The organism is Microbacterium sp. sgz311019, assembly GCF_056135325.1.
On sequence record NZ_JBWAXO010000004.1, the window covers coordinates 177,501 to 186,476 of the forward strand.

Genomic DNA, 8,976 nt, shown 5'->3' on the forward strand with positions numbered 1-8,976 from the left:
TTCGCCATACCTTCTCGACCCGGAGGAAACATGACCACAGCAACCGCACACCGCGCCGAGGCCGGTGAAGACACCGTCAGGCCACGAGGACGTCGCCGCACCACGAGCAACCGTCGGAACGCCATCGGATGGCTCTTCGTGGGGCCGTTCGGACTGATCTTCCTCGGCCTCCTGGTGCTCCCGATCGGCTACGCGCTCTACCTCAGCCTGTTCCAGAAGTCCCTCATCGGGGGGACGAGATTCGTCGGCCTCGGCAACTACCTCAAGGCGTTCACCGATCCCTCGTTCCTCAGCGGCATCTCATTCGTGATCCGCTTCTCTCTGGTCCTCATCCCGCTGCAGATGGCCGTGTCGCTGGCCGTCGCGCTCATGCTCGACATCGTCGTCAGCCGGTTCGCGCGGTTCTCACGGCTCATGATCTTCCTGCCGTATGCGATCCCCACGGTGATCGGCGCTCTCATGTGGGGCTTTCTCTACAGCGAGAACTTCGGGCCCCTGGCGGACATCTTCGGCGCGTTGGGGAAGCCGGCGCCCGACTTCCTGAGCTCGAGCCTCATCTTCTACGGCCTGCTCAACGTCGTGACGTGGCAATGGGCGGGGTACTACATGATCATTCTGTACGCCGCGCTCCAGGGCATCGATCCGACCCTGTACGAGGCGGCGCGCATCGATGGCGCGTCGCAGTGGCAGATCGTCTTCCGCATCAAGATCCCGCTGGTCGCGCCGGCTCTGGTGTTGATCCTCGTCTTCGCGCTCATCGGCACGCTGCAGTTCTTCAATGAGCCGAAGATCCTGCAGCCTCTGGCGGCCGGCGCCATTCCGAACGACTTCACGCCGAACATGTACGCCTATCAGCAGGCGTTCTCGCTGGCGAACTACAACTACGGTTCGGCGATCTCGTTCGCGCTGGGAGCCGTCGTCTTCGTGTGCGTCTACATCTTCATGTTCGCCACCCGCAAGAGAGGGAGCATCCTGTCATGACCGCCACGAACATCGAGCGCCGACGCACTCCTCGAACACCGGGCGGCGTGCCGATGCAGATCGTGCTCGGCATCCTCGTCATCTACTTCCTGATCCCCTTCTGGTGGGTGATCGTCAACAGCTCCAAGAGCACGGCCGAGCTCTTCGGCGGCGGGCCGGCCCTGTGGTTCGGCTCGGACATCGACTACATCGGCAACTTCGTCGCGCTGTTCACCTACGGCGGCGGCATCTACGGGCGCTGGCTGTTGAACTCGGCGCTCTACGCCTTCGTCGGGGGCATCGGCGCCACCGCTCTGTCCGTGCTCGCCGGCTACGGCTTCGCGAAGTATCGCTTCGCGGGACGGCGTGCGTCCTTCGCGATCCTCCTGGGGGCTGTGATGGTGCCGATGACCGCGCTGGTCATCCCGACCTTCATGCTGTTCTCGCTGGCGGGTCTGACCAACACCATCTGGGCGGTCATCATCCCGAGCCTGCTGAACCCGTTCGGGGTGTACCTGATGGCGGTCTACGCGCGCGAGGCGGTGCCCGATGAGCTGCTGGATGCTGCCCGTGTCGACGGCGCGGGGGAGTTCCGCGCCTTCTTCCGGGTCGCTCTGCCGCTCCTGCGACCCGCGATGGTGACCGTGCTGCTGCTGTCGGTGGTCGCCTGCTGGAACAACTACTTCCTCCCGCTCGCGATGCTCTCGGACAACCGGCTCTTCCCGGTCACGGTGGGAATCGGACTCTGGCAGTCCACGGCATCCACCTACGGCGCCGCCGGAGGACAGAGCCTGTGGAGCATCATCATCCTCGGATCGCTCGTGTCGGTGATTCCGCTGATCATCGCCTTCCTGACCCTGCAGCGCTACTGGCGAGGAGGGCTTGCCATCGGCAGTCTGAAATAGCCCGAACCGCCCGCACTCCGCCTTGATCTTCACCACTTGAGGAAACGTGATTCCCGCACACCTGACTATCGACCCGCACTTCGTGGTCGGTCCCATCAACCGCCGCCTCTTCGGCTCCTTCGTCGAGCACCTCGGCCGGTGCGTCTATGACGGCATCTACGAGCCCCGCCACCCTGATGCCGACGAGCACGGGTTCCGGAACGACGTCGCCGAGCTCGTTCGAGAACTCGGCGTGACGACGGTCCGCTACCCCGGCGGGAACTTCGTCTCGAGCTACCGATGGGAGGACGGCATCGGCCCAGTGGATCAGCGTCCTCGACGACTCGATCTCGCCTGGCACTCCACCGAGACCAACGAGGTCGGCCTCGACGAGTTCGTGCGATGGCTGCGCAAGGTCGACGGCGAGCTGATGTACGCCGTGAACCTCGGGACGCGCGGGATCGAGGACGCCCTCGATGTGCTCGAATACGTCAACCACCGCGGAGGCACCGCGCTGTCCGACCAGCGGATCGCCAACGGCGCCGTCGAACCCTATGACATCCGCATGTGGTGTCTGGGCAACGAGATGGACGGCCCGTGGCAGGTCGGTCACGGCACCCCCCACGAGTACGGGCAGCTCGCCGTGAAGACCGCACGGGCGATGCGGCAGGTGGACCCGACGCTCGAGCTCGTCGTCTGCGGAAGCTCGGGCGCCGGCATGCCCCTGTTCGGCACGTGGGAGCGCATCGTGCTCGAGGAGACCTACGACGAGATCGACTTCATCTCCTGCCACGCCTACTACGAGCCCGTGGCCGGCGACTACGAGAGCTTCCTCGCGTCCGCCGTGGACATGGACCGGTTCATCGACTCGGTCGTCGCGACCGCCGACCACGTCAAGGCCGTGCGGCGCAGCGAGAAGACCGTCAACATCTCGTTCGACGAGTGGAATGTCTGGTACCAGTCCCGGTACCAGGAGGTCGATCGGATCACGGATGCGCACGAGTGGCCCGTCGCACCGCGCCTTCTCGAAGACGTGTATTCGGTGGTGGATGCCGTGGTCTTCGGCAATCTCCTCATCTCGCTCATCCGTCATGCCGACCGTGTCACCGCGGCGAGCCTCGCCCAGCTCGTCAACGTGATCGCACCGATCATGACCGAGCCCGGCGGCGCTTCGTGGCGCCAGACGACCTTCTTCCCGTTCGCGGTCACGTCCCGCCTTGCGCGCGGCTGCACACTCGAACTGAAGCTGGAGTGCCCGACCTACCGGACCGAGCGCTACGGCGAGGTGCCCGTCGTGGATGCTGTCGCGACCCACGACGCGGCCACGGGTGAGACAGCGGTCTTCCTGGTCAATCGCAGCATGTCCGAGGCGGTCGAGATCGGCATCGACACCAGCATCCTCGGCGATGTGGCGGTCCAATCGATCGTGAGCCTCCACGACGACGACATCCACGCGGCGAACACGCGGACGCAGCCGGACCGCGTCGGTCTGAAGCCCAATGACAGCGCCCGTGTGGTCGACGACGAACTGCGCATCTCGCTGCCGCCGGTCTCGTGGACGGCGGTGCAGCTGCGGTGAGCGGTGTCGTCACGTGGCGGGCCGCCGACTCCGGCGGCCCGCGGAACCCGGAATGATGGCAGCATGAGCGCGCAGACGAACTGGGCCGGGACCCACACCTACGCCGGACGCATCGAGACTCCGCGGAGCATCGAGGAGATCCGCTCGATCGTGGGCTCGGCGCAGCGCGTGCGCGCACTCGGCACCCGTCACTCGTTCAACGATATCGCCGACAGCGAGGTGCTCGTCTCGCTTCGGGACATGCCGGCCGACATCGAGGTGGACGAGGATGCGTCGACCGTCCGCGTCGCCTCCCAGCTGCCGTTCGCACTGGTCGCCGGCGCGGTGGAAGAGCGCGGCCTTGCGCTCCACAACCTCGGATCGCTGCCGCACATCTCGGTCGGCGGTGCGACGGCCACGGCCACGCACGGCTCCGGACTGCGCCTCGGCAACCTCTCGACCGCGGTCGTCGGGCTCGAGTTCGTGACGGCGGATGCCGGCATCCTGCGCATCGACCGCGCGGACGAGCGCTTCGCCGGCTCGGTGGTGCACCTCGGCGCCCTCGGAGTCGTGACGCATCTCACGCTCGGCCTCGAACCCCGCTACGACGTGCGGCAGGACGTCTACCTCGGCGTCCCGTGGGACGAGGTGCTCAGTGACCCCGTCGGCGTCTTCGGCGCGGCGTACAGCGTGAGCGTGTTCACGCACTGGTCGGGAGAGCGCACGGATCAGGTCTGGCTCAAGACGCGCCTCGACCACGGCGGCCTGCCCGTCGTCGACGTATGGCGCGGCGGCACGCGCTCGGTGGGGCCGATCGGCCCCGTGGGCCCGGTGGACGAGGACGACAACACGACCGTGCAGGGCGTGCCCGGTCCGTGGCACGCGCGTCTGCCGCACTTCCGCTTCGACAGGCAGCCGTCCGCCCAGGGGGACGAGATCCAGACCGAGTACTTCGTCGGGCTCGAGGACGCGGCATCCGCCCTCTCCGCGCTCCGGGAGCTGGCCAACCGCATCGATCCGCTGCTGCTCATCACCGAGCTGCGGACGGTCGCGGCGGATGACCTGTGGCTGAGCACCGCCTACGCGCGCAACAGCCTCGCCATCCATTTCACCTGGCGCAGCATGCCGGCCGAGGTCACCGCGATCCTGCCCGAGATCGAGGCCGCGCTCGCGCCCTTCGCGCCCCGACCGCACTGGGGCAAGTGGTTCGCAGAAGCGCACGCGAATGCCCGCTATCCGCGGTTCGACGACGCGATCGAGCTCATGATCGACCTCGATCCGACGGGCGTGTTCCGCAACGCCTACACCGAGCGGGTGCTCGGTCTCGGCTGACGACCGCGGGGGATGACGGCGCTCGTGATCCCGCGCGGGGCGCCGTCCAGGATGTAAAAGATTCTTGACACGGCAGCCGCGCGCCCGTACGCTCAGTGTAAAGAATCTTTGACATCGGGAGGCCGCCATGGTCTACGTCGAGCGCAACGTCTGGTCGAGCCTCGTCGTCACCGTCATCGGGCTGATCGTCTACATCGTGGTCGTGCTGCAGGAGGCCGCGGGCGGACCGCTGACCGCCGTCGACTGGGCGCCGATCATGTTCTGGACGATCGGCGGATGCATCGTGGCATCCATCGTGGTCAGCATCGTGTGGGGCATGCTCGCGGGGGTGCGGGAGCCCGCCGGTGTGGGCAAGAGCGACCTGCGCGACCGCGACATCGCGCGCATGGGCACGCGTGTCGAGCAGGCGTTCATCGCGGTCGCGGGCCTCGGTGTGCTGCTGCTGTGCGCCATGAAGGCCGACTGGTTCTGGATCGCCAACACGATGTTCTTCGGCTTCGCCGTCGCCGCCGTCGTGGGCGGCATCGCGCGGGTCGTGGCCTACCGGCGCGGTCTCTGATGGTCAAGCCGACCAAGGTCACGAACTCGATCCGCGCGCTGCGGGAGGCCGGCGGACTCACACAGGCCGAGCTCGCCCTCCGCGTCGGGGTCACCCGCCAGACCCTGATCGCGATCGAGGCCGGGCGATACTCCCCGACCCTCGAGCTCGCCTTCCAGCTCGCCCGCGTCTTCGGGGTCGGCCTCGACGACGTCTTCCAATATCCGGAGGAGTGACATGGAACAGATGGATGCCTGGACCCAGACGCGCTACGGCGGCGTCGAGGAGGTCCGCCTGACGCGCATCGATGTGCCGCAGCCGAAGCCCGGCGAGGTGCTCCTGCGCATCCGGGCCACGGGCCTCAACGCCGCGGACCGTCACCTGATGACCGGCGAACCGCTGCTGCTGCGCGCCGCCTTCGGATGGTCGCACCCGCGGCAGCCCGTGCGCGGGATCGACGTGGCCGGAACGGTCGTCGGCCTCGGAGCGGACGTGCAGGCGGTGGCCGTCGGGGACGAGGTCGTCGGCGAGCTGGCTTTCGGCGGTGGTCTCGCAGAGTACGCCGTCGTCTCGGCGGACCGGCTCGTGCCGCGACCGGCCGCGGTCGAGGCGACCCTCGCGGCGGCGCTGCCGATCGCCGGCGGCACCGCGTGGCAGGCGCTCGATCGTGCCGAGGTGCAATCCGGCGATCGGGTGCTCGTCGTCGGGGCATCCGGGGGCGTCGGCACGTTCGCGGTCCAGCTCGCCGCACTCCGCGGAGCGGAGGTGCACGCCCTCTGCTCGGAGCCCAACCGGGCGCTCGTCGCCTCGATCGGCGCCGGCACGACCTACGACCGAGCGGCGACGCTACTCGCCGATCTGCCGGAGGGAGCCTTCGACGCCGTCGTCGACCTCGCGGGCGACAGCCCGCTCCGCACGGTGCGGCGGCTCGTCCGCGACGGGGGATCGGCCGTGCTCATCGCCGGCGAGGGAGGCCGTGTGGTGGGGCCGATGCCGCGGATCGGCCGCGCATCCCTCCTCTCCGTGCGCTCGCGACGGCCGCTGCATCCCCTCTCGGCCAAGGCGCGGCCGGACATCCTCCGTGAGCTGCTCGCCCTCGTCGCGGGCGGCCGCCTCGCGCCGGTCATCGAGCGGACCTGGCCGCTTGCCGAGGCGGACAAGGCGCTCGCGCACCTCACCGCCGGCCATACCGTCGGGAAGCTGGTCGTCACGCTGGGGTGAAGCGATGAATCGGCGGCGATCCGCGGGGCGCATGAGACAATGGATGCGGCGTGCCCGGGTCGTTCCCTTCCCCGCTGTCGCTCGAGCGCAGCGCGTCGAAGGGCCGTCGGGCCTCTGGACAGCGTCCGCCGATCCGCCTGTCAAGGAGCGAGAATGACGCAGACCCCCACGACCGCGAAGGCCACCGCATCCGACCTGTCCGCGACCGGTCGCATCCAGCAGCACCGCCGCTATCTCATGTGCCGGCCGGAATACTTCACGGTGAGCTACGAGATCAACCCGTGGATGCACAAGGCCGAGCCGACGGACACGTCGAAGGCGGTGCAGCAGTGGCAGTCGCTCTACGACACCTACATCGAGCTCGGCCACGAGATCGAGCTGATCGACCCGATCCCGGGCCTGCCCGACATGGTCTACACCGCCAACGGCGGCTTCATCATCGACGGCACGGCGCTCGGCGTGAAGTTCAGCGTCGATGAGCGCCGCGGTGAGGAGCGGCCGTTCATGGACCGCTTCGCCGAGCTCGGCTTCGAAGTCGTCGAGCCCATCGCGGCGCAGGAGGGCGAGGGCGACATCCTCCTCGTCGGCGACACGATCCTCGCCGGTTACGGCTTCCGCTCCTCGATCGAGAGCCACCGGGAGATCTCGCAGGTCTTCGACCGCGAGGTCGTCTCCCTGAAGCTCATCGACCCGCGGTTCTACCACCTCGACACCGCGATCTCGGTGCTCGACCCCGTCGAGGGTCCGGGCGGCGTCGAGAGGGCCAACATCGCCTACCTCGAGCACGCGTTCGACGAGCCGTCGCAGCGGATCCTCGCCGAGCTGTTCCCGGACGCGATCCGCGTCGCCGACGAGGACGGCGCCGTGTTCGGCCTGAACTCCGCGAGCGACGGCCTCAACGTCATCATCTCGCCGCGCGCGAAGGGCTTCGAGGCGCAGCTGCGCGAGCGCGGCTACAACCCGGTGCTGGTCGACCTCTCCGAGCTGCTGCTCGGCGGCGGCGGCATCAAGTGCTGCACGCTCGAGCTCCGGAGTGCGCGATGACGAACGTCGGGGTGTCGGCGGACTCGGCTGCCCTGATCGCGGCCGAGGACCAGCACGTCGCACACAACTACCACCCGCTGCCGGTCGTGGTCGCGGAGGCCGAGGGATCGTGGGTGACCGACGTCGAGGGCAAGCGGTACCTCGACCTGCTCTCCGCGTATTCGGCGCTGAACTTCGGGCACCGGCATCCCGCCCTCGTCACGGCCGCGACCGAGCAGCTCGGCCGCGTGACCCTGACGAGCCGCGCGTTCCACAACGATCAGCTCGGCTCCTTCGCCGCCGCGCTCGCCGCGCTCTGCGGCAAGGACCTCGTCCTCCCGATGAACACGGGTGCGGAGGCCGTCGAGACGGGCATCAAGGTGGCCCGCGCGTGGGCCTATCGCGTCAAGGGAGTGCCGGTGGATGCCGCCACCGTCGTCGTCGCGAGCGGCAACTTCCACGGCCGCACGACGACGATCGTCGGCTTCAGCGACGACCCGTCCGCGCGCGAGGGATTCGGGCCGTTCGCGCCCGGATTCATCTCCGTGGACTACGGGGATGCCGCGGCCATCGAGGCCGCGATCACCGAGAACACGGCGGCCGTGCTCATCGAGCCGATCCAGGGCGAGGCCGGCGTCGTGATCCCGCCGTCGGGCTACCTCGCGGCTGTCCGGGACATATGCACCCGGCGGAACGTGCTGTTCATCGCCGACGAGATCCAGTCGGGCCTCGGCCGCGTCGGTGAGACCTTCGCGTGCGATCGTGAGGGCGTCGTGCCCGACGTCTACCTGCTCGGAAAGGCGCTGGGCGGGGGCATCCTCCCCGTCTCAGCCGTCGTCGCCGATCGCGACGTCCTCGGCGTGATCCAGCCCGGCGAGCACGGGTCGACCTTCGGCGGCAACCCGCTCGCCGCGGCCGTCGGCCTGCGGGTCGTCGAGCTGCTCGCCACCGGAGAGTTCCAGCAGCGTGCACGGACCCTCGGCGCGCACCTCCAGGAGCTGCTCGAGAGCCTCGTCGGGCACGGCGTCACGGCCGTGCGGATCGCCGGCCTCTGGGCCGGCATCGACATCGATCCGGCGGTCGGAACCGGACGCGAGATCGCCGAGCGGATGCTCGCGCGCGGCGTCCTCGTGAAGGACACGCACGGTCAGACGATCCGCATCGCGCCGCCGCTCGTCATCCGCGGAACCGAGCTCGACTGGGCCGTCGAGCAGCTGCGGGTCGCACTGGGGACCTAGGTCCCCAGTTGGCCTCCACACGGGCACCCCGGGCAAACGCCCGATATACATCGAGTCGACTACGCGCCTAGCATGACTCTCGACTGACCCGCGGGTGGGGATCCGCGGGCCATGTGTTGGGGACCAAGCACAGGGCGGAGGCGTCACGTGGGTGTGCGACCGCGTGATTTGCGACTTCCTCGAGCGTCTGCTCGGGGGAGTCTGCGGCGCTGGGCCGCGCGC

At 68.6% G+C, this 8,976-nt stretch carries 9 protein-coding genes; all 9 read left to right on the top strand.

The window, feature by feature from the left end; genetic code table 11:
• Positions 1–30 precede the first annotated feature (30 nt).
• The 9 genes from AC0NZN_RS08155 (at position 31) to rocD (ending at position 8,754) form a co-directional block, all read left to right on the top strand.
• Positions 31–981, top strand: a complete 951-nt coding sequence (locus tag AC0NZN_RS08155; protein ID WP_474591790.1) for a carbohydrate ABC transporter permease — start codon at positions 31–33, stop codon at positions 979–981.
• Positions 978–1,865: a carbohydrate ABC transporter permease gene (locus AC0NZN_RS08160; RefSeq protein WP_474591791.1), complete on the top strand. Its 888-nt coding sequence runs from the start codon at positions 978–980 to the stop codon at positions 1,863–1,865. Before AC0NZN_RS08155 ends, AC0NZN_RS08160 begins: the two co-directional genes overlap by 4 nt.
• Before the next feature lie 46 nt (positions 1,866–1,911).
• Entirely contained in the window at positions 1,912–3,423 is a 1,512-nt protein-coding gene (gene arfA, locus AC0NZN_RS08165) for an arabinosylfuranosidase ArfA (protein ID WP_474591792.1), read from the top strand.
• Positions 3,424–3,486: 63 nt separating this feature from the next.
• Positions 3,487–4,734 (top strand): FAD-binding protein, encoded by a 1,248-nt coding sequence (locus AC0NZN_RS08170; RefSeq protein ID WP_474591793.1) that lies wholly within the window; start codon positions 3,487–3,489, stop codon positions 4,732–4,734.
• 127 nt (positions 4,735–4,861) lie between these two features.
• A complete protein-coding gene (locus AC0NZN_RS08175) occupies positions 4,862–5,293 on the top strand; it encodes a hypothetical protein (protein WP_474591794.1) in 432 nt (143 codons plus the stop codon).
• Positions 5,293–5,508, top strand: a complete 216-nt coding sequence (locus AC0NZN_RS08180; RefSeq protein ID WP_474591795.1) for a helix-turn-helix transcriptional regulator — start codon at positions 5,293–5,295, stop codon at positions 5,506–5,508. The genes AC0NZN_RS08175 and AC0NZN_RS08180 overlap by 1 nt, the downstream gene beginning before the upstream one ends.
• Before the next feature lies 1 nt (position 5,509).
• On the top strand, positions 5,510–6,493 hold the full coding sequence (locus AC0NZN_RS08185) for an NAD(P)-dependent alcohol dehydrogenase (protein WP_474591796.1): 984 nt from the start codon (positions 5,510–5,512) through the stop codon (positions 6,491–6,493).
• A 153-nt stretch (positions 6,494–6,646) separates the two neighbouring features.
• Positions 6,647–7,537, top strand: coding sequence for a dimethylargininase (gene ddaH / locus AC0NZN_RS08190; protein WP_474591797.1), 891 nt, complete (start codon positions 6,647–6,649; stop codon positions 7,535–7,537).
• The gene (gene rocD, locus AC0NZN_RS08195) at positions 7,534–8,754 is read left to right on the top strand and encodes an ornithine--oxo-acid transaminase (protein ID WP_474591798.1); all 1,221 of its coding nucleotides are present in this window, start codon (positions 7,534–7,536) and stop codon (positions 8,752–8,754) included. Before ddaH ends, rocD begins: the two co-directional genes overlap by 4 nt.
• The last annotated feature ends 222 nt before the right edge of the window (positions 8,755–8,976 follow it).